The sequence below is a fragment of the Lysinibacillus xylanilyticus genome (genome assembly GCF_001708185.1).
Taxonomy (GTDB): domain Bacteria; phylum Bacillota; class Bacilli; order Bacillales_A; family Planococcaceae; genus Lysinibacillus; species Lysinibacillus xylanilyticus_A.
On the sequence record NZ_MDDN01000017.1, the window covers coordinates 1 to 21248 of the forward strand.

At 37.8% G+C, this 21248-nt stretch carries 18 protein-coding genes and 2 riboswitches; of the genes, 2 read left to right on the forward strand and 16 right to left on the reverse strand.

The features are described 5' to 3' along the window. Positions 1-418: 418 nt before the first annotated feature. From BFJ97_RS19955 to BFJ97_RS20025, 15 genes are all read right to left on the reverse strand, one after another. Positions 419-1744, reverse strand: coding sequence for an NCS2 family permease (locus BFJ97_RS19955; RefSeq protein WP_068986399.1), 1326 nt, complete (start codon positions 1742-1744; stop codon positions 419-421). A gap of 134 nt (positions 1745-1878) precedes the next feature. Beyond that, a riboswitch (purine riboswitch) is annotated at positions 1879-1980 on the reverse strand. A 243-nt stretch (positions 1981-2223) separates the two neighbouring features. Continuing rightward, the gene (locus BFJ97_RS19960; RefSeq protein ID WP_068986400.1) at positions 2224-2892 is read right to left on the reverse strand and encodes an MOSC domain-containing protein; all 669 of its coding nucleotides are present in this window, start codon (positions 2890-2892) and stop codon (positions 2224-2226) included. 176 nt (positions 2893-3068) lie between these two features. Next, complete coding sequence (locus tag BFJ97_RS19965) at positions 3069-4154, reverse strand: SH3 domain-containing protein (protein WP_068986401.1); 1086 nt, start codon at positions 4152-4154, stop codon at positions 3069-3071. A 553-nt stretch (positions 4155-4707) separates the two neighbouring features. Continuing rightward, the gene (guaA, locus tag BFJ97_RS19970) at positions 4708-6261 is read right to left on the reverse strand and encodes a glutamine-hydrolyzing GMP synthase (RefSeq protein WP_068986402.1); all 1554 of its coding nucleotides are present in this window, start codon (positions 6259-6261) and stop codon (positions 4708-4710) included. Between the two features lie 152 nt (positions 6262-6413). After that, positions 6414-6515: riboswitch (purine riboswitch) on the reverse strand. A gap of 36 nt (positions 6516-6551) precedes the next feature. Continuing rightward, positions 6552-8735, reverse strand: a complete 2184-nt coding sequence (locus BFJ97_RS19975) for a transglutaminase TgpA family protein (protein WP_068986403.1) — start codon at positions 8733-8735, stop codon at positions 6552-6554. Next, positions 8732-9913 carry a DUF58 domain-containing protein gene (locus tag BFJ97_RS19980; protein ID WP_068986404.1) on the reverse strand — a complete coding sequence of 394 codons (1182 nt, stop codon included), beginning with the start codon at positions 9911-9913 and terminating at the stop codon, positions 8732-8734. Before BFJ97_RS19980 ends, BFJ97_RS19975 begins: the two co-directional genes overlap by 4 nt. Next, entirely contained in the window at positions 9910-10854 is a 945-nt protein-coding gene (locus BFJ97_RS19985) for an AAA family ATPase (RefSeq protein ID WP_068986405.1), read from the reverse strand. Before BFJ97_RS19985 ends, BFJ97_RS19980 begins: the two co-directional genes overlap by 4 nt. Before the next feature lie 228 nt (positions 10855-11082). Beyond that, a complete protein-coding gene (locus BFJ97_RS19990) occupies positions 11083-11760 on the reverse strand; it encodes an ABC transporter ATP-binding protein (protein WP_068986406.1) in 678 nt (225 codons plus the stop codon). Continuing rightward, on the reverse strand, positions 11760-12569 hold the full coding sequence (locus BFJ97_RS19995) for an ABC transporter permease (protein ID WP_223555375.1): 810 nt from the start codon (positions 12567-12569) through the stop codon (positions 11760-11762). The genes BFJ97_RS19990 and BFJ97_RS19995 overlap by 1 nt, the downstream gene beginning before the upstream one ends. Further along, positions 12569-13021 (reverse strand): nitrous oxide reductase accessory protein NosL, encoded by a 453-nt coding sequence (locus tag BFJ97_RS20000; RefSeq protein ID WP_068986407.1) that lies wholly within the window; start codon positions 13019-13021, stop codon positions 12569-12571. The genes BFJ97_RS19995 and BFJ97_RS20000 overlap by 1 nt, the downstream gene beginning before the upstream one ends. Next, positions 13018-14289 carry a right-handed parallel beta-helix repeat-containing protein gene (locus tag BFJ97_RS20005; RefSeq protein WP_254660215.1) on the reverse strand — a complete coding sequence of 424 codons (1272 nt, stop codon included), beginning with the start codon at positions 14287-14289 and terminating at the stop codon, positions 13018-13020. The genes BFJ97_RS20000 and BFJ97_RS20005 overlap by 4 nt, the downstream gene beginning before the upstream one ends. A 61-nt stretch (positions 14290-14350) precedes the next feature. Beyond that, positions 14351-14989, reverse strand: coding sequence for a nitrous oxide reductase accessory protein NosL (locus BFJ97_RS20010; protein WP_068986408.1), 639 nt, complete (start codon positions 14987-14989; stop codon positions 14351-14353). Positions 14990-15775: 786 nt separating this feature from the next. Continuing rightward, positions 15776-16093 carry an NAD synthetase gene (locus BFJ97_RS20015; protein ID WP_068986409.1) on the reverse strand — a complete coding sequence of 106 codons (318 nt, stop codon included), beginning with the start codon at positions 16091-16093 and terminating at the stop codon, positions 15776-15778. 306 nt (positions 16094-16399) lie between these two features. Next, positions 16400-17224: an ammonia-dependent NAD(+) synthetase gene (nadE, locus tag BFJ97_RS20020; protein WP_068986410.1), complete on the reverse strand. Its 825-nt coding sequence runs from the start codon at positions 17222-17224 to the stop codon at positions 16400-16402. A 21-nt stretch (positions 17225-17245) separates the two neighbouring features. Then, complete coding sequence (locus tag BFJ97_RS20025) at positions 17246-18706, reverse strand: nicotinate phosphoribosyltransferase (protein ID WP_083227111.1); 1461 nt, start codon at positions 18704-18706, stop codon at positions 17246-17248. Between the two features lie 313 nt (positions 18707-19019). On the opposite strand from BFJ97_RS20025, the gene BFJ97_RS20030 reads away from it, so the two are divergent. Then, on the forward strand, positions 19020-19361 hold the full coding sequence (locus BFJ97_RS20030) for a P-II family nitrogen regulator (protein ID WP_068986411.1): 342 nt from the start codon (positions 19020-19022) through the stop codon (positions 19359-19361). 13 nt (positions 19362-19374) lie between these two features. After that, positions 19375-20670, forward strand: coding sequence for an ammonium transporter (locus BFJ97_RS20035; RefSeq protein WP_068986412.1), 1296 nt, complete (start codon positions 19375-19377; stop codon positions 20668-20670). Between the two features lie 73 nt (positions 20671-20743). Here BFJ97_RS20035 and BFJ97_RS20040 read toward each other — a convergent pair whose 3' ends face one another. Then, positions 20744-21244 carry a methylated-DNA--[protein]-cysteine S-methyltransferase gene (locus BFJ97_RS20040; RefSeq protein ID WP_068986413.1) on the reverse strand — a complete coding sequence of 167 codons (501 nt, stop codon included), beginning with the start codon at positions 21242-21244 and terminating at the stop codon, positions 20744-20746. Between the last annotated feature and the right edge of the window lie 4 nt (positions 21245-21248).

Below are 21248 nucleotides of genomic sequence, written 5' to 3' on the forward strand. Positions count from 1 at the left end.
GATTAGCTCAAATTGTTTTGCTGGCATCATGTTTGATGTCCAAAATTTTGTTTCGTTCACTAACTCAAGGTTAGCTACTAAAAACTTTATTGATTACGTTTTGCTTGTTCAGTTTTCAAGGTTCATTAATTCGTCACAACTAAGTGACTTTCTATACTTTAACATAATGTTAACTCTACGTCAACTCTTTATGTTAATGTTTTTTTAAGTTGCTGTTTGTTTCGTAACAACGTGTTTAAATATATCACTAATCTTCTAGTAATACAACCGTATTTAAAAAGAAAGATAATTCCGTGAAATGCATTTTATATAGAAAACTGAATCCTTTCCTATATAAATGTTTCTGCAAAGAAATTATTCTTGTAACAAAAAACTGTTCACAAATATCGTCGAACCGAATTTGTGAACAGCTTCTATTTTATAAAGTTGCTAGATACAATAAGAAGATTACCGCGAAAACATACATAATCGGATTTACTTCTTTCGCTTTCCCTTTAATAATCATTGTTAATGGATAGAAAATGAACCCTACTGCAATACCAGTTGCGATTGAATATGTTAATGGCATCATAATCATTGTTAAGAATGATGGTACTGCGATTTCAAAGCGATCCCAAGCAATTTGGCCTAAAGAAGCAACCATTAAAACTCCTACTATTATTAATGCTGGAGCAGTAACAGCTGGGGTAACCACACCTAACAACGGTAAAAAGAATAGTGATAGTAAAAATAAACATCCAGTTACAATTGAAGCGAAACCTGAACGTGCGCCAGCTGCTACACCTGAAGAAGATTCTACATAAGATGTAATAGTAGATGTACCAAGAATTGAACCAACAATCGTTGCAATTGAATCAGAAATTAAAGCTTTACCCGCGCGTGGTAAACGATTATCTTTAACTAATCCCGCTTGGTTAGCTACCGCAATTAATGTCCCTGCATTATCAAAGAAGTCTACAAATAAGAAAGTTAAAATTACTGACAACATCGATAATGTATAAAAGGTTGGATCAGAGAAAGAACTGAATAACGCTCCGAATGTTGGTGAAATGCTAGGTGGTGCTGATACAACTTTTTCAGGAATATCAACAAGTCCTGTAAGCATACCAACGATTGATGTTAACACCATACCGTAGAATACGCCGCCTTTAATACCACGCACCATTAAAATAACTGTTACTATAATACCGAATATTGCTAGTAATACCTCTGGTTCGTGTAAATTACCGATACCAACTAAAGTTGCATCATTTTTAACTATAATGTGTGCATTTTGCATCCCGATAAAAGCAATGAATAAACCGATACCAGCACCTACTGCTAATTTTAATTCCATAGGGATCGCATTAATTAATTTTTCACGTAAGCCTGTTAATGTTAGTAATAAGAAAAATAGACCTGAAATAAATACTGCTGCTAGTGCATGCTGCCATGGACTACCGTTTACTAATACTACTGTATATGCAAAAAATGCATTAAGACCCAAACCAGGTGCTAAGGCGAGAGGATACTTTGCCAAGAACCCCATAATAAAACAACCAATTGCTGCTGACACAGCAGTTGCAACAAACACTGCCCCATAATCCATACGTAAAGCGTCTGGTAAATCCTTTACATTCGCTAATGTCAATGTTACTGGGTTTACTACTAAAATGTAAGCCATTGCTAAGAACGTTGTAAAACCACCAAGAACTTCGCGGCGATAATTAGTTCCTAATTCATCGAACATGAAATACTTTTTCATTTTAAAGAAATCCTCCGTATGGTCGTCTTCAATATCGACAACAAAAAAGACACGCTGACTACTCTACTAGTCGCATGTCTACGATACATTTCACTACAGTTTTTGTGTGAAATTAATTAGTGTCTATACATTGATATATATATAACTAAAATCGTAGTCAAGTTATTTACGGTAACTTGGTAGAAACTCACGGGCCTTATCCCCGACATTATACGACGACTTATTTAATTTACACTCGTAATATATCATTTCATTTTTTAGATTTCAACCCTATTTCCGAACATTTTTCAAAAATAAAATACGAAAGTTCGTGTAAAAAACTTATTTAATGTTCACATTTTAAGAAACCGTTGCATAAATAGGTTAGAACTGAACGTTTTATCGATAGTTATAAAATAAAAAATTCCGCTAACATTCATTCGAATACTAGCGGATTATCATACAGCGATTATGGGAGAGCTCCCTTGATCGACATATGTTTAATTTATTACTTTACTTTGCAAGAGCTGAATTCTTTTTTCTAATTTTTGTTTCCAATCTTCTGCTAACGCATCAACTGCTTGTATACGTTTCATGGCAAGTGCATCTTCGTTTTTAAAATACACTTCGTTGCAATGCAAAACTGAAACACGCGCAGGGTCCTTTTCCACTAATTCAATTTTTGAATCTGCACAAATTTTCCCTTCTTCCAGTACACGCGCAAGGTAGCCCGTATAACCTGTTTCAATTAAACGTTTGAGTAATATGTTCGCCTCAGTATATTTATCAATCGTACTGCATGGTACACGTCCTTGGGTAATTTGGATGACAGCATCACCTATTTTATAAATATCGCCAATACAAATATCCACTTCCAACATATTCGTTACTGTTAAGTTTTCACCGAATGCTGCTGTCGGCAACGGTTTACCAGTTTCCTGTTCCCATTGTATGTAATGCTCCGCAGGATATAAACAAACGGCACGGTCAGGACCACCATGATGTTTTTTATCTGCTACATCATCCCCCTCAAATCCACGTGTAGACAAATAAACTTCTTGTACTTTTCCTTTTTCAATCCCTGTAATCATTGAGCGCCCATTACTATCATGCAATTCTTTGGGCATACCAATAGCAAGTGTATGAATCATCGCTATATTTTTTTCCATTTCAATCCCCCTAAACTAAATAGCGACATAGAGTCCTATTGATATTCATTAGTTAACTATACCTAATACTTCATCGTATAACTCTTTCTTAATACGAAGTTGTTTCTTAGAACGGCCCATTTTGGAATATACTTTAGAATTAATATAGCATAGGGTCCTGTCATTGGAGCAAAATTTTATTTACGATAATACGTTAATCTTGCAGATGTATAAAGATTGTCATCATTCACAGTGATCAAAGCTGTGTAACCACTTTTTTCCCAGCTTGTATGTAGACTGCTATATTTTGTATAGGTAAATTGATAATCCTTACCAAATTCCACAATCCCTTGTCTATGTAGTAGGTCATGTAAAATAGACATTTGATCCCATGTGTGATAACTATCTTGTTCAGGAAGGAAATCATAGCTAATATACTCTAATTGCCCACCTATAAAAATGTATGTCAACTCTGCTGGATAGCCATATTTTGTCGTTTCATAGATTAAATAAGTCTCTCTACCCTCTTGAAGTTTTTGTATAAACGTTGATTTTTCATTTTTCTCTACATCACGAATAGTCAATTTAAAGTTAATATTGTTGAAAGGCACAACAGGTTTCTTTGTGGATAAAAATGCATCTACTACGTATCCTTTGATATTACCAGCGGTCACATAAGACCAACCTACTAATGTAGCATGTACAGTCACCTGTGTACCATTACTTAATGAACCTACTGAAGCTCCAGATTGACTGGCAATATTTCGAACGATAACCCCACTACCTGTATTAACGTACTTTGTCGTTGTTTTAGTCTGCCCAATAAAATCGGATTTAACATAGCCTACCACATTGCCATATTGCACAAAAGACCAACCGTTTCCTACCGATCCATAGTCTTCAACAATCATATTATACTTTAGTGTAGCTAATGTTGGTGCTGAAGGAGATGGCTTAGATTTCACAACGAGACCACTTTTGGAATTTGCGATTCTAATCTTCGAAGGTGGAACACTTAAAAAAGAGGAAGGAACATATCCCTTTACATCACCTGCTTGAATGTGAGACCAACCATTTGAGGAAGAAAACTCTATCACAAACTCACCCTTACCTAGATTACCAATAGAATTGGCTGTATCATTCGGCGACTCTCTCACAAGCAAGTTTGAGCCACTTACAACCTTCACTGTTCGATAATCAGCCGCATCTGCTACTTGATACTGAATGCCAAATAACATCACGAGTACAAAAACTGCAACAAACCATTTCTTGAGTATACCCAACCAATTTACCCCCTTTTATATTTTAACTATTCTACCATTTATACTATTGACTGTATATATTTTCATATTTATATTTCCAAACTTTAAATGTGAAAAGACCCAAAACCCATAAAACATATAACGGTATCAATAACGCCTCGGCGTTATTGTAGCTGTCGCTCCAGAAAACATTTGCAGCTGACGCTTCGCCTTGCGCAAACAAACAATTTGTCTGGATTTTTTCGAACTCGCTTGAAAAGCTTCTCTTCCAAATCGTTACATCCGCCGGGAATTGTTATCTTTTAAGACTATTTCTCTCTAAAATATAGAGCGAGGATTTAGTATGAAATAAAAAAAGCCTAGTTTAAGGATTCAATTGACATATCCTTAAACTAGGCTTTATATATATTCACTTATCAAATTATTTCCACCAAAACGTTCTATTTTATCAGCCAAAAAAGTTATTTTGGTGGGACTGCTAGAGGGGGACTTATTTTAAATCCCACTCTTTTTGCTATTCATAACGTTAAAAACATTGTTGAATAGGGGCAACAATCCAAATTATACTATAGGTCTATTCCCACTCAATAGTCGCTGGTGGCTTAGATGTAATATCATACAGCACGCGGTTAACGTGTTTTACTTCGTTTACTAGACGTACAGACACTTTCTCTAATACATCCCAAGGAATACGTGCCCAGTCAGAAGTCATACCGTCGATAGATGTTACCGCACGGATACCGATTGCGTAGTCATAAGTACGAGCATCGCCCATTACGCCAACTGAACGGATGTCAGGTAATACCGTGAAGTATTGCCAGATGTCACGATCAAGACCAGCTTTAGCGATTTCCTCACGTAGGATGAAATCAGATTCGCGTACGATTTCAAGTTTTTCTTCCGTTACTTCACCAAGTACACGGATACCTAGACCAGGACCTGGGAATGGTTGACGCCAAACGATTTTTTCATCAAGACCAAGCTCTAGCCCTAATGCGCGCACTTCATCTTTAAATAATGTGTTAAGTGGCTCAATTAATTGGAATTGCATATCTTCCGGAAGACCACCAACGTTATGGTGTGATTTAATAGTTTGGGCAGTTGCTGTACCAGATTCAATGATATCTGTATAAAGCGTACCTTGTGCTAAGAAATCCATTCCTTCAAGTTTAGCCGCTTCTTCATCAAATACGTAAATAAACTCGTTACCGATAATTTTACGTTTTTTCTCTGGATCAGAAACGCCAGCAAGCTTATCCATGAAACGTTGACGTGCATCAATTTTAATAAGATTCATATCAAAGTCTTCAGTGAATGTTTTCATTACTTGTTCAACTTCACCTTTACGGTTTAAGTTGTGGTCTACGAACATACAAGTAAGCTGATCACCAATTGCTTTATGAATTAATACGGCTACTACAGAAGAGTCTACACCGCCTGAAAGTGCACATAATACTTTTTTGTCCCCTACTATTTCACGGATCTTCGCGATTTCAAGTTCAATGAAGTTTGCCATTGACCAGTCGCCTTTTGCTTCACAAACATCGAACACGAACTGACGTAATAAGTCATTACCGTATACAGAGTGACGTACTTCTGGGTGGAATTGTACTGCGTAAAGTTTACGTTCTACATTTGCCATTGCAGCGATTGGGCAAGCAGCACTTGTTGCGATTACCTCAAAGCCAGCAGGCACTTCTGTTACATGGTCACCGTGGCTCATCCATACGATCTGTTCTGTTGGTAACTCACCGAATAGTTTGTTTGAAGCTGTTACTTGGATCTCAGCTTTACCATATTCGCGTGTTTCAGCACCTTCTACTTTACCACCTTGTGTATGTGCCATTAATTGCATACCGTAGCAAATACCTAGGATTGGTAAGCCTAATTCGAAAATAGCAGGGTCTACATGAAAGGCCTTTTCATCATAAACAGAGTTTGGACCACCTGAAAAGATAATACCTGCTGCGTTCATATTTTTAATTTCTTCTGCTGTAATCGTATGTGGATGTAACTCACTGAATACACCAAATTCACGGATACGACGCGTAATTAATTGGTTAAATTGGCTACCGAAGTCAAGAACGACGATTTTTTCTTGCTCTTTTAATAAAGGGCTAGCTGACAATATTTCCACCTCTTCTACTATTTTTAAAGGAACTTTTCATATGTTCAAAGAAAAACGCGTATGAAAGTAAAAACTTCCTACGCGTTCATAAGCTCTTAATTTATAAAGGCGAATGCGTAGCAAAGACAAGTATTTCACTAACCTTCTCACCTATCCAAAACATTCACCTTCATAGAGAAATCATTTATGGTGATTTCGTAGAAACATCCGAACCTTATTATCGAACTTATATGAAAGCAATCCTAATCATATATAATTTTTTTTAATTTTACTCTTTGTCCCCATCAAAATCAACTGATAGTGCGATTGATTAAATATTCCCAACTTTCTTTCAGTTTCATAAAATCAACCTCTTGTTTATCCTTGCCATAAATATGTTGTTCATATACAGCGGTCAGTTTTAGCATCTGCTCTGTCTCTAACGATGCATCAACTCGTTCAGCAAATGCTCGTAATGTCTCGCCATCTTTCCGGCGTAATCCAATACGAGATAATTGCTTCGTTAAAGCATGGTAAGAAGCATCAAAGTTTGTCCAGTTCGCTTCTTTTTTACGATATGCACGTACTTGCATTTTAGGTATCCACGTTTTACGTTGCATAAACAGGTTAATGCCTGCAATGACCAGCAAAACACCCAGAGCAATCCATACATAAGTAAGTTTTTTAACCCATGTCCATACTGTATCTAAGCTAAACGTTTTGCTAGATGTTTCTTTCTTTGGTGCTGACTCTTCCTTCTCTGGTTGCTCTTGTTTTTTTTCTGGCTGTAATACTTGCTCTTGCTGAGGAGTGTCTTGCTTTATATCATAATCAATATTAACATTCCCTGAAAAGCCAATCGTTGGTTCGAACTCCATCCAGCCGGTTCCAGGTACATATGCTTCTACCCACGAGTGTGCATTATCATTCGTAATTCGATATTCACGTAAACCATCTGACATCGGACCAGATTCACCAGGTGCAAAGCCTTTTACCCAGCGTGCGGGTATCCCCACGGAACGTAGGAGCACGACCATTGATGTTGAGAAATTATCACAGTAGCCAATTTTAGTATCAAATAAAAACTGGTCAACATAATCTTGATCCTCAGCCGGGATTGCTACTTCTGTTTTATCGTATCTAAAGCCATGAGTTGAAAAATATTTTTCAACTGCTTTTATTTGATCATATACCGAAGCTTTATCTTGTGTGATTTCTGTCGCTAAATCCCCAACACGTTGTGGGAGTGTATTTGGCAACTGTAAAAAACGATCAAAGGACGAATCTAATGTTCCTAGCATGGACGGTTTTGACGTTTGGAGCTGCTCCATGCTATATACTGGCTCACTATAATCTATCGTATAGTTAGACAATAATTTTGACTCGCCATTTTGTTGTTCTATTGCTATTTTTTCAGTACGCCCATCCTGAATAAACAGGGGTGAATCTTGGGCAGAAACAGATAGCATGCCATATGTTTGAATTAAAAATGGCATTGGAGCAGCGATATCCATCTGAATCTGGCGTACATTTTCAGGAGTTCCAACTTGTAACGAAGTTAGGATAGGGGTATTGTTCTGATAGACATTTTGTCCGAAGTTCCCATCTGAAAGAATCCAACCCTTCGATGTATAAGTATCCTTTGTATCGATTCTCCAATAATGACGATCACGGGAAGTTGCAGTGAAAACTAGTGTATTATCACCTTGAAACGGTCCCCCTAATCGGCTATCATCCTCGCTGTAACCAACTGTTTTTTCACCTGTCCCTAAGTCCCCTTGCCCTGCAACCCCTTTAATAAAAGGCACTGGATCAGCCCAAGTCGGACCTGCCTTAGGTAAAAAGAATGCCACTGTACTAACAAGCATTACTGAAACAATCATCGGTATAACTAGCTTCCACTTTTCTATTACATTGCCCGGTTCATCCGTGTGAAGCCATAAGCGTTTGACAAAAAGAAAGCCTGTCATCATTAATCCAAGTACAATAACTTTAACAATTGCCACCTTTCCATCATATTCACTAAACGTATCGAGCGTGGCAATAAAGAATACTGTTAACGCAAAGAAATAGAATATATTTTTCCTCACGGTGATCCAGTGGTGAATTAGATATATTAACATCCAAATAAGCGCAAGGAATAGCATAGTCCTAAACGCATCTGATACTTGTCCAAAGTCGCCCGAAAGAATGACTGACATATTCCATTTCCATTCATTTATTAAAAAGGGTAATTTCTGTCCAGATAAAAAGGGATTATCACTATAAACAAACACTATAAACCAAGTAATATAGCCAAATTTCACTAATCCCGACAGAAATGGATGTACTTGAAATAAACTGAGGAATAGTGATAGACCAATAAACACTAAAAATAAATGCAACCCTCCTGTATTTGTTAGCTCCATTACAGGAATAAGCCATTCACGTAAAATTAGAAAAATAATTACGTATGCTATTGCTAATTCTATAAAATCTCCTTGTGATTTTTTCACGGCTTCATCACCTCCGTGAACAAATGGTAATAATCTATTGGATTTACATACACAACTCGAATTTGCTTATAACGCTTTACTAGCTCTGATTGCATAGGTGGCTGCTCCGCGACTACAAAACAAATACAGCTTTTTACCCTAGTGGCAAGAGTATGAAGTAATTCATCTGATACTTCACTCGTAACATACAGTAATGTTGCGACATGCTTAAAGGCATGTTGATCTCGTAAATGGAATTTGACAGTCTCCGCAGGTTTTAAAGCAGCTAAATGATGCATTACTTGATCTAGCTGCTTATTACCTTGAATAATCGGAAACACCTTCGTTTGAGCACCGGCTGAAACAAATGAAATATCTCCACGTTCTTCAACAATTGTTTGTAACATCGATGCCACAAGCTCAATTTTTTCTTCAAATAACGGAGTCTTTTCGGCATGGAGTACCAACATTAACTCCTGTGATTGACGATCTTCAAATTCCTTAGATTGCAATGTTTGCGTTTTCGCAAATGATTTCCAGTGAATCCATGAAAAACGGTCTCCTGGAACATATTCACGTAAGCCAACAGCCATAGAAGTATCCTTAACAATCGAATAAGGTGACATCATTGTACCAACATCAAATTTTGTTTGAAGTGCAGCATACTTCATCTCTCGTACTCTCGGATAAATTAAAATGACTTGTTCCTTTTCCACTACAACTTTCTTTTTTGCCCAGCCAAAAAAATCACAGAAAACAATAGTAACACCTAAGTAACGATGCTCGCCACGGGGCATATTTTCCAGTACGTAATTCCAACTAAATTTCTTCCTGAAGCCTACAAACTTAATGGCATTTGTTCCTTGCACTTTCGATTGAACAAGGGCTTCACTGTTTACAAGTTCCTCCATCAGCATATAAACAAACGGAAAGCGCGTTTTTCGTTCTACCGTAATTGTAACTTTAGCAGATTGTCCACTCTCAATATGAGAAGGCTCAATTTTGCGTTCCACAAGTAAAATATCTTCTTTTACTAGTAAGAAAATAAATGCATATAACAAAAACGGACTAACCGTAAAAAATACAAACCAGCTGACAAACCCACCTTGGAACATGGCATAACAAAACGTTATGATCATTAACAAAGACACTAATAAGAAATGTTTACTTTTCTCTATAAAAGTTCGCCATTTCATCATTGCTCCGCAAACCTTTTTGTTGGCACAGGTGTTTTCGCAATAATACGCTCGATAATTTCCTCTGCCGTCACGTTATCATAACGAGCATCTGGTTTTAATACTAAACGATGGCTAAAAACAAATGGCACTAAATATTGGACATCGTCAGGAGTAACATAATTACGCCCTTTTATAAATGCATAAGCTTGTGAGGCTTTCATTAAAGCAATTGTTGCCCGAGGGCTTACTCCTAAATGCACATAGCTATCTTCCCTTGTTTGAGTCGCTAGCTCGACCATATAATTTTTAACAGAGCCTTCAACATATACTCCCTGTACAAGCTCCTGTAATTCAATTAATTGTGCAACGGTTAACACAGATTCAATTTTTTCAATCGGCTTACCATGTTCAGCTCGACGTAGAATCTCCACTTCTTGCCCTCGTGTAGGATAGCCCATTCTTATTTTTAGTAAGAAACGATCCAGCTGTGCTTCTGGTAACGGATATGTGCCTTCATGCTCTATTGGATTTTGAGTGGCCATAACGAAAAATGGCTGGTTAATGATTAAGGTTTTACCATCAACTGTGACAGATGCTTCCTCCATCCCCTCAAGCAAAGCAGATTGTGTTTTCGGAGATGTACGATTAATTTCATCCGCTAAAATGACATCTCCCATAATCGGACCAGGTCGGAACTCAAATTCCAACGTTTTTGGATTATAAATAGATACCCCTAAAACATCCGATGGCAATAAATCAGGTGTAAATTGAATTCTTTTAAACTGCGCATCAAAGGATTTTGCCAGTGCTCGCACCATCATTGTTTTGCCGACACCTGGTACGTCCTCAAGCAAGACATGTCCCCTTGCCAGCATGGCTACTATGCTAAGCTCCGCAACCTCTCTTTTGCCGATCATTACTTTTTCTATATTCTCTAATACATCTTGTATTTGTGAATTCATAAATCAAAAAACCTCCTATTTCACCCAGCAATTGTTTGAATTGCATGATAACTTTCTTAAGCATAACGAAATATGTTTTATAACACAATTATATGAAGCGTGCATCTATTGCTTTATTTCCTGCAATTAATTAGTGGTAATAAAACCTTAGCATGAAAAAGAAGGCTTGTCTGAATTCTCGTTCAAACAAGCCTACCTCCTAGTATAACGCCATTACCTCTCAGAATGTTACAGATTTAATTTTTTTAACCATAAATTCTCTAATGAAGATGAATTTTCTTGTAAAAGTATTTCCTCTAATTCACCAGAAATAAGTATGTTTCCTTCATGTAAAACTAACACATCGTCCGCTACTTCCTCCGCAAAAGCAAGCAAATGCGTGGAAAATATTACAGTACAACCCCTTGTTTTTTCTTCTAGCATCATTTTTTTTAGCTCTGCAATCCAAAACGGATCCAGACCATTAGTAGGCTCGTCTAGAATAAGCAAAGAGCCCTCACCAAGTAAGCTTTGGGCGAGGTTAAGCCGTTGACGCATCCCCTTTGAGAAATGTTTTACTCTTTGCTTTCGAACATCCCATAAAGCAACGCGTCTCAGGACATCTTCTTGTTCTTCTTTACCGATTTTCTTCAAAGAAGCAAGAAGTTGTAAAATTTCCGCTGCTGTTAACATGGACGGAAAATCCACATCATCAGGCATATATCGAATAGCTTGTGGCTTATGCCATATTATTTCTCCTGATTTTTGTTTTTCCTGACCGGTTAGCATGCGAATCAAAGTACTCTTTCCTGCACCATTTCCTCCTACAAGCGCTAAAATACGCCCTGCCTGTAAAGAAAAGGAGGCTTCTTGAAGACCTCTATTATTGTCATAGATATTCGATAATTCCTTTGCTTCTAATAGCATTATCTTCTTTCCCCTTTCTTCAAAAGTAAGCTAGCGTAAGCTAATGGACATGCTATCCAAAGTAATGTCACCGCCACGTACACAGCATAGCCTAGTGGTGACGAATAAAACTGCGTTATATCATAAAATGCTGGTCCAAGCACACTAGCCTGATCTGTAAAGATAAAGTAGCCAAAGCGTAGCCACTCTACAGGATTAATGTGCATCGCTATAATCGTCAGTTTTTGTAGAACGTGCCCCGCAACAACAGTTCCAATAGCCATTAAAGCGTAAGAGATAAGCAATAAAAAAATTGACCAAAAAACAAGTGATAACGACAGTGCATATAACCTTGTTTTCGCAAATGCTCCAACCGCAATGGCCAATGACACGAAAATGAATATACATAGCAATGTCAGGATAATGAAAATAATCGGTAAACGTACTCCACCTAAAAATCCACCAAGCGCTAGTATAACCCCAAATGCCACTACAACGACCAATAAAAAGGCCAGCACGGATGCCATATACTTTCCTGCAATATATTGCGTACGTGTCATCGGATATGTCTTTAATAAAGAAAACCACCCTGATTCCACGTCACCAGCTACGCTCATACTTCCGATGGTTAATATAAAAAGCGGTAATAAAAACAGCAATACATTTAAAAACGAGGCTGTTTGTCGTGTAAAGCCCTCTACATCTGGTAATGCCATTTGCTGAATCACAATGATAGCTGTAAAAACAAGTGTGAAAAGTATACCGACCAGTTGCATCCAACGACTTCTGAGCATTTGCTTCAATTCTAGTTTGATAAGCATACTATACATTACTCATGGATCCCCCATTTAAAATCGTGTAAATCCTTATAAGTAAGTAGCTGACCATCCCCCTCTGTAGACATCCACTCCTGTGCTGCTCCCTTCGTATCGAATGCAACTACCCCATAATTCATCGGTGTCCAATAATCCTTGTTGTACACATATACCGCTTCAAAAACGTCAATCCATTCATCTTTTGCTGCATCTTTTATATAGGCAGCTCCAATCTCATCTTCTCCATTCGCTTCTATATATTCCATAAGACAGCCAATGTCATCGAAAATTTCATAATCACCATTCTTCAACGCAATCTGACCAGCATATGCATTATGAACTATACTCATATTGCAAATTTTACAAACATCAGTTTCACTAACTATTTCACGAGGTTCATATGTTTTTTCACTACAACCTATCAACATAACGCAACATAGCATTACAATCATCATCCATTTTTTCATTCTGTTATTCCTCTTTTCCATAGCCATAAACTACTTAAAATTAAGGATAAACCTAATAGCATTTGCACGACATTTACCTTATTCTTTTCTTTCGTACCCTCCGCAGCCAATCTCGGAGTATGATCAACGAGCATATTCTTTTCAGTTTTGTTAATTTGCTGATCAAGTGATGTCAGCAGAATGACACTTGGAGATTCTACAAAATATTGGTAAACAGGCTGACGTACCATCCATTGACCAAAGCTTGACACTGCCACGTACGGTACATCACCGAGACCATTGTCTTCTAAATCAATTCCCGAATAATCATCATAATAATTGCTTTCTAGTTTAAAGCCTTGCTTATCGGAGCGAGCAGTTAAAATATTACCTGTAAAGTTATTATTACTAGCTTTCGTGTCGTCACTCACCTTCGTGCCCTCAAGAGCTGTTTGGTTCATCTGAAAATCATTCGTTTCAATGTGAACATTTGAACTTTTCTGCAATGCTACACCAGTTCGATTATTCTTGATGGTGTTATGCTTAATTTTTGCTTGCTGTACATCGTAGAGGAGCATACCGTAGCCATTAAAATCAACATGATTTTCTACTGTATTGCTTTCAAGGTGGATGTCTGTTGTCATCATAACCATAAGACCCGTGACATTATGATGGTATGTATTCAAAAGTGCTTCAGCATCACTCGTATACATAAAATGCGTACCGTAACGACTGTTCGTAACCTTATTTCGTTGGACTACGATACGCTTTACATCCTCTACATAAATTCCATCCTGCACTTGCTCAATAGTATTGTTCTCGATTATGATGTTCTCACTCTTAAAAACAGCCAACCCATTACCTTTTCTTGAATAATGCCCCACATTACCGGTCACATTAACTTCATGTATACGTACATTTTTAGAACGTTGTATATGAACGCCGGAATGAAAATCTTTAATTTGTAATTTATGTAGCTCAAGTCCATCTACATTACTAGCAACAATCGCTTTGTTTTTTCCTGATAAATTTATATTTTCCACAGTTATATTGGCAGTATTTTCAATTCGAAGTGCCGGCTCGTTTTTTTCTGCAATTAGTTCAGTTCCCTCTTCACCTTTTAACATTATCGGTTTTGTCACGATGAAATTGCCATGGTAACGACCAGCAGGAATATGTACAACCTCTCCAGGTTTGGCTGCATCAATTGCATGCTGTACATCGAAATCTGCGTACACCGTCTGGCTTATGAATAGAAAAAACAATAAGGCAAACCCTATTTTTTTCACCAATCCCTTACCTCCCAGTTCAGCACGAAAAGACTAGAGGAATTCCCCCTAGTCCATTCGATTAATGACCTTGACCATCATGATTCTTCTCTTCCATATGCATAGAGTCAGATTCACCTTTGGCTTCTTTTTCAGCTTTTTCTTTCATTTTCTTGTTACGACGCTCTAATGCATCGTCTTTAATTTTTTGTAATTCTTCTACATGTGCAGTTGGATTGTCAGCTATATATTTGTCAGCATCAGCTTTATCATTGAAATAAACATATCCCCAATTCATCGGAGATTTTAGGTCTGTTTTGACGATCGTTGCATCATCAACTTTTACCCAATCTTTTGTATTAAAATCACGTACAAATTTTTCGTTCTTTTCATTATTTGCAACCTCAGCATTTACTAAACAGCCGATGTCATCATAAAAGGCAATTGTTCCATCCTCTTTAATTGCTTGAGTAGAAAATTCACCCATCTCTTCGTCCTTCATATATACTTTCATATTACACATTTCACACATCGTATCTTCTTTCGGCTCTTGTAAACGTGAATCAGCTACAGAAGTTTCTTTTTCAGACTTATCCTTTGCTTCTGCTTCAGTCGCCGCAACATCTTGCTTAGATTCTTCTTCCTTAACTTTCTCTTTTTCCGTACCACAAGCCGCGAGTAATAGTAATACCGCTAGTACAGGTAACCATAATTTTTTCACAACTACTTCCCCCAATTTCTTTTTTCTGTTCCTACTAAACACTTTACAGGTAAGTTGTGAAATAAGTTAAAAATAACTGTGAAGCATTGGAAAAATTATCTTGAATATTCATTGAACATCTCGATTTCAAATATTTTGAATATAAAATATATCATTTCCATTTTTTCGATAGCTAACAGGGTGATTCTATTTCCATCTAACTTTCCCCAAAGGAAAAAAACTCTCTACATTAAGAATGACATAGAGAGTCTCATAGTATTGAAAAACAAAATCCTCAAAGGAATCTTTGTAAATGTTGGCGCTTTAAATGGAGTGATTTCCGTTTCAGGTACTCACTTTTCTGTGAGCAAGCGTACAGAAATATTTGTTGGAGAAGTTTCGTTGAATATATTAAAGTGACATACCAGAAGATACATATTATGTGAAGAGGTTGATCGGAGTAGAGGCCGGGCGACTCCTTGGGGATTAGCGATAGAGGAACGAAGGTTAAAAACATCACGTCCTGTGATAACGCCTTCGTGACCAACATCGTGCTGTTGCTGTCGCTACGCTTTCGCACAAACAAAACCCTCTGCTGTCGCTTCGCTTTCGCGCAAAAAACATCTGTTGGCCCAAGCGGCTCATCGGACGCCCCTAGGAAGCTTTGCTCTGTGCGAAAGTGCAACGACAGCAACAACAAAGCGCACTGCCGGAACGGGAATCAACCCCTCGTTTTGCCAAAGAGCCATACTTTATTTAATAGAAAACCCTTTATACTATTGACATAAAAGTTTCATTTACGATCGGTTATACAGAAGAGCGGTAACTATTGAGAAGCTTCTTTTGCTTGCTGACAAGACTTAGCTTAACGGCAGTTTCATTTAATTCATTGCGTATTTGTAAATCGTATGTGCCGTCCAAAAAACTAGCCTCTATTTTATTTGAGCGTTGTTGAAGTTGTTTAGTGTTGTCCGTACTCTTCTTATCTTTATTTTTTTGCATACTCTTTTTAAACTGTTGTTTCGGATTTTGTCCAAAATTGTGGCTTATATCCCCTGCATGTAAATACTGTTGCTCGTTCCGAAATATACTACTTGTCGTCGCACTTACTCTAGAAGTCCTCATAAATAATTACCCTCCTTTACTTTTTATCAACTCTATAGGTATTTGTATCGACATTATATGCGAAAAATTAACAGTGTAGAACCAAATTATAAAAAAAAAGGAGAAAAGGGCTATACGAAAAAGTAATAATCACTTTTTCTTATAACTCTTTTCCCAGATTTGACTCATCTTCATAATGTGGGGTTGATTTCCGTTCAGACTGGCGCTTTCCTAGGAGCGTCCGACCGGAATGGAAATCAACTTATATACATGACGTACTTTTTAACAAATCATTGCCAACTATTGGCGATGGCCCTCAAATATATATCACTTCCAAAAATCATCAAATATTGTAATTGGCATATGACGTTTATGTTGAGAACGTAAATAATGCCCTTCTAATGTTTTACGAGCTTCTTCAGGGATCTCCTTCCCTTCTAAATAATCATCAATCTGGTCATATGTCAGACCAAGTGCTGCTTCGTCTGGTAAAGAAGGGCGATTTTCCTCTAAATCCGCAGTTGGTACCTTTAAATAAAGATGCTCTGGGCAATTAAGCGCAGTTAATATTTGTTTACCCTGACGCTTGTTAAGACGGAAGATTGGCATTAAATCCGCTCCACCATCACCAAACTTAGTGTAAAAACCTGTAATTGCTTCTGCAGCATGATCTGTCCCAAGCACAACAGCATTATTCATAGCAGCAATAGCATATTGCACCTTCATTCGCTCGCGTGCCTTTTCATTTCCTTTTACAAAATCACTTACCTCAATACCTGCATTAGCTAATGACTGTATACTAGCATCGACGGCATTTTTAATATTTACTGTGAAGGTTTTCGTAGGTTTAATATAATCAATGGCATCCTGACAGTCCTTTTCATCAGCCTGCACACCATATGGTAAGCGGACAGCCCAAAATGAATACTCTGCTTCTCCGACCTCGGCATTTAACTCATCAACTGCGAGCTGCGCTAGTTTGCCAGTTAATGTTGAATCTTGTCCACCCGATATCCCGAGAACAAATCCTTTTACAAAGCTGTAACGCTGAGCATATTCCTTTAAAAAATCAATAGATTTGCGTATTTCTTCCTGCACATTAATAGTAGGTAATACACGTAATTCCTTAATGATTTCTTGCTGTAATGTCATTTTGCTTTCACTCCTTACGTTTTACAATCGATTAACCATTTCACGAGCTTCTTCGATATTGCGCATTTTATTATCCCAGCATTGTTGGCTTAAATCGACTGGATATTCCTCAGGATTCATGGCACGTTTATATTCATCCCATAACAATTCCAGATTTTCAGCTGCATAGTCGCGCATTTCTTCCAAAGTAGGATTTTGATAATTAATTTCGCCATTTTTAATTACTTGCTGTTGTAAATTTTTTGCTTCAAAGTTCGTTACAAATTTTGATACAAATGTATGAACAGGGTGGAACATTTTAATGCGCTCCTCTGATTGAGGATTTTCATCTTGCATCGTAATGTAATCTCCCTCTGCCTTGCCATTTTTTCGATCAATAATGCGATAGACATTTTTAAGACCTGGTGTCGATACCTTTTCAGCATTCGCAGAAATTTTAATCGTATCTTCTAATTGTCCTTCGCTATTTTCAATAGCAACCATTTTATAAACTGCCCCTAAAGCAGGTTGGTCGTACGCTGTAATAAGCTTTGTGCCAATTCCCCACACATCGACTTTTGCACCTTGAGCTTTCAAGTTTAAGATTGTGTATTCATCTAAATCATTTGATACGATAATTTTAGCGTTTTGGAATCCTGCCTCATCTAACATACGACGAGCTTCTTTTGACAAGAAAGCTACATCTCCACTGTCTAAACGAATTCCAATAAAATTAATTTTGTCACCAAGCTCTTTAGCCACTTTGATCGCTGTTGGCACACCTGATTTTAACGTATTGTAAGTATCCACAAGGAACACGCAATCACGATGACGTTTTGCATAAGCATGAAATGCATCATAATCATTTTTATAGGCCTGCACAAGTGCATGTGCATGAGTACCCGACACCGGTATATTAAAGAGTTTACCTGCACGAACGTTACTAGTTGAAGCAAATCCACCTATAAACGCTGCACGTGTTCCCCAAATTGCCGCATCCATCTCTTGAGCGCGTCGCGTACCGAACTCCATCGCCGCCTCATTTTTTATAATTTGTTTAATGCGGCTAGCCTTTGTTGCAATTAAAGTTTGGTAGTTCACAATGTTAAGTAATGCTGTTTCAATTAGCTGCGCCTCTACTAATGGGGCTTCAATGCGGACAATTGGTTCATTAGCGAAAACAAGCTCTCCTTCTACCATAGAATACATATCCCCTGTAAATCGAATATTCTTTAAATACTCGATAAAATCCTCTTTGTAACCAACTTCTTCACGCAAATACGCAATATCCGAATCACTGAAGCGGAAATCACGTAAATACTCAAGCATTCTCTCTAATCCCGCAAAAATAGCATAACCATTGCCAAAAGGCAATTTTCTAAAATATAATTCAAAAATTGCTTTTCTATTATGTATACCATCAGCCCAATACGACTCTGCCATATTGATTTGGTATAAGTCTGTGTGTAGCGCTAAGCTATCATCTGCATAGTTTGATCTCACAAGAAACCCCTTCTTCCGCTTTGATAATTAGTCCTAGTATACACTATATACCCAAATTCTTGCGTTTTACATTCCTCTATTTTAATGTGAGGTTTTCTCACATTAAAAATCAGAAAATTTCGAATCGTACACAATTTAGACACATTTTTTAGTACCGCTTTCATTCCCCTTATAAAAACCTTTTTCCTAAACTAGTACGAAATCCGAAATATACTATGTAACAAAACATAACATGTATTATAAAAAAACCATTGCACTGTTTTTTATGCCGTTTTAACATGTAAATTAAAATTACGACAAGGAGCTGGTAGTGATGAAAAAAATAGAAGCAATCATTCGTCCCGAAGTTTTCGGTGCTGTTAGGGACGGACTGGCACAGGAAGGAATTGCAGGACTAAGTGTTTCTGAAATAGCTGGCTGCGGGAAGCAATTAGGTCGGACTGGGTTATTTCGTGGAAATACCTATGAAATTGAATTTTTGCCAAAGTTGAAATTAGAAATGATTGTTGATGATGAAAAAGTAGATCCTATTGTAGAAGTTTTATTACGTGATGCAGCAACCGGCAAGGTTGGAGACGGAAAAATCTTTATTTATCCAGTAGAACAAGCAATTCGTATCCGCACAAAAGAAGTCGGATCGATTGCTGTAGAATAAGGAGGGCACATATATGGATGAAGTAATATTATCTGTAAATTTAGTTTGGGTAATGCTCGGTACAGTTTTAGTATTCTTTATGCACGCTGGTTTTGCTATGGTTGAGGCTGGCTTTACGCGTTCAAAAAACGCAGTCAATATTATTATGAAAAATTTCCTTACTATTTCACTTGGCGGTATTGTCTATTTTCTATGTGGGTACGCTATTATGTTTGGTGATTCAGCTGGCGGTTTCTTCGGTACAAGTGGCTTTGCTTTAAATGGTGTAGATGATCTTTCCTTCTTTATCTTCCAAACGATGTTTGCTGCAACTGGAGCAACAATTTTATCTGGAGCAGTGGCGGAGCGTACTAATATCTTTGCTTATATCGGTGTTATTATTCTCATGTCATCACTTGTTTATCCTGTTGTTGGCCATTGGGTGTGGAGTGATCAAGGTTGGTTAACAGATCTTGGCTTTGTTGACTTCGCAGGATCTACCGCTGTTCACTTAACAGGTGCAGTTGCGGCACTTATAGCAGCAGTCATGGTTGGTCCTCGTCTTGGAAAATATGAAAATGGTCGTGTTAACGTTATTACAGGACATAGTATCCCATTAGGAGCTCTAGGTGTATTTTTACTTTGGTTTGGTTGGTTCGGCTTCAATGGTGCTTCTACATTTGCCGCTGATCCTAAACTTGTTCCTATTGTAATCGCAAATACATTTTTCGCAGCAGCTGCTGGAGTTGTCGCAACTGCCTTTTATACGCAGTTTCGATATGGTCATATTGATGGTTCACTAACATTAAACGGTGCTTTAGCAGGGCTCGTGGCTATTACTGCCGGGGCTGCTACTGTTAGTATTATTGGTTCAATCATGATCGGCTTGATTGCTGCTCCATTATTAGTTGAGGGTGTCCGCTTTATTGAATGGAAATTAAAAGTTGATGATCCTGTGGGGGCAATTGCTGTACACGGTATCTGTGGTGCTTGGGGTACCCTAGCAGTTGGCTTGTTTGATATTGGTGGTCGAGGGTTATTTTATGGAGGAGGCTTTGGCCTATTAGGTGTGCAAGCAATTGGCGTTATTGCTACAATTGCCTGGGTTAGCGTTTCAGTAACAGCTGGTTTATTTATCATAAAAGCATTTGTGCCATTACGTGTTTCTTCTGAAGAAGAAGTCTCTGGCCTAGATGTCATCGAACACGGCGCTCCAGCTTATGAATTTCAGGATATTTTCAAAGGCTCTGCCGTACGAGGAGAAACATTTGCACATCGTTTAACTCATTTCGGTAAAACACACACCGTTGTCCAAGAAGAACATGTATAGTGTCCAGCAAGTTTTACTCCTTCTCAACAAAGAACAAGCATGTGCATAAGAAACAACTTATGCACATGCTTGTTTATACTCTCTCTAGCTCAAGTAAAAATTCTTTCATCGCTAATCCACTACGAAAACCTGTTAGCTTACCATTTTTTCCAATCACACGATGACACGGAATAATCGCTAATATAGGATTGGCACCTATAGCACTACCTACAGCTCTTACCGCTTTCGGATTCCCGATGCGATGTGCAATGTCTGAGTACGTTGCAGTTGCACCGTATGGCAGCTCCTTTAAGGCATCCCATACTGCTAGTTGAAACGGAGTCCCTTTGACATGTATCGGCAAATCAAATTCAGTAAGCTCTCCATTAAAATAAGCTGTTAATTGCTTTATATAAGGTTGTAACTTTACTTTATGTTCTTCAAAGCGATAGCCTTTAAATGGCTTTTTCGCCCACACTTCTACCTCGTCAAACGATACATTTGGTGTTCCGATATATACAAGACCTTCATCTGAGGCAACGATATACATAGTGCCCTGTGCATATGTTAGTGTATCTACGTATAATACATCCATTCCC

Bases quoted from the DNA above. Each gene is read 5' to 3' on its own strand.
- BFJ97_RS19955 (WP_068986399.1), bottom strand. From the start codon at position 1,744: ATGAAAAAGTATTTCATGTTCGATGAATTAGGAACTAATTATCGCCGC.
- BFJ97_RS19960 (WP_068986400.1), bottom strand. From the start codon at position 2,892: ATGGAAAAAAATATAGCGATGATTCATACACTTGCTATTGGTATGCCC.
- BFJ97_RS19980 (WP_068986404.1), bottom strand. From the start codon at position 9,913: ATGATGAAATGGCGAACTTTTATAGAGAAAAGTAAACATTTCTTATTA.
- BFJ97_RS19985 (WP_068986405.1), bottom strand. From the start codon at position 10,854: ATGAATTCACAAATACAAGATGTATTAGAGAATATAGAAAAAGTAATG.
- BFJ97_RS19990 (WP_068986406.1), bottom strand. From the start codon at position 11,760: ATGCTATTAGAAGCAAAGGAATTATCGAATATCTATGACAATAATAGA.
- BFJ97_RS19995 (WP_223555375.1), bottom strand. From the start codon at position 12,569: ATGTATAGTATGCTTATCAAACTAGAATTGAAGCAAATGCTCAGAAGT.
- BFJ97_RS20000 (WP_068986407.1), bottom strand. From the start codon at position 13,021: ATGAAAAAATGGATGATGATTGTAATGCTATGTTGCGTTATGTTGATA.
- BFJ97_RS20015 (WP_068986409.1), bottom strand. From the start codon at position 16,093: ATGAGGACTTCTAGAGTAAGTGCGACGACAAGTAGTATATTTCGGAAC.
- nadE (WP_068986410.1), bottom strand. From the start codon at position 17,224: ATGACATTACAGCAAGAAATCATTAAGGAATTACGTGTATTACCTACT.
- BFJ97_RS20030 (WP_068986411.1), top strand. From the start codon at position 19,020: ATGAAAAAAATAGAAGCAATCATTCGTCCCGAAGTTTTCGGTGCTGTT.
- BFJ97_RS20035 (WP_068986412.1), top strand. From the start codon at position 19,375: ATGGATGAAGTAATATTATCTGTAAATTTAGTTTGGGTAATGCTCGGT.
- BFJ97_RS20040 (WP_068986413.1), bottom strand. From the start codon at position 21,244: ATGGATGTATTATACGTAGATACACTAACATATGCACAGGGCACTATG.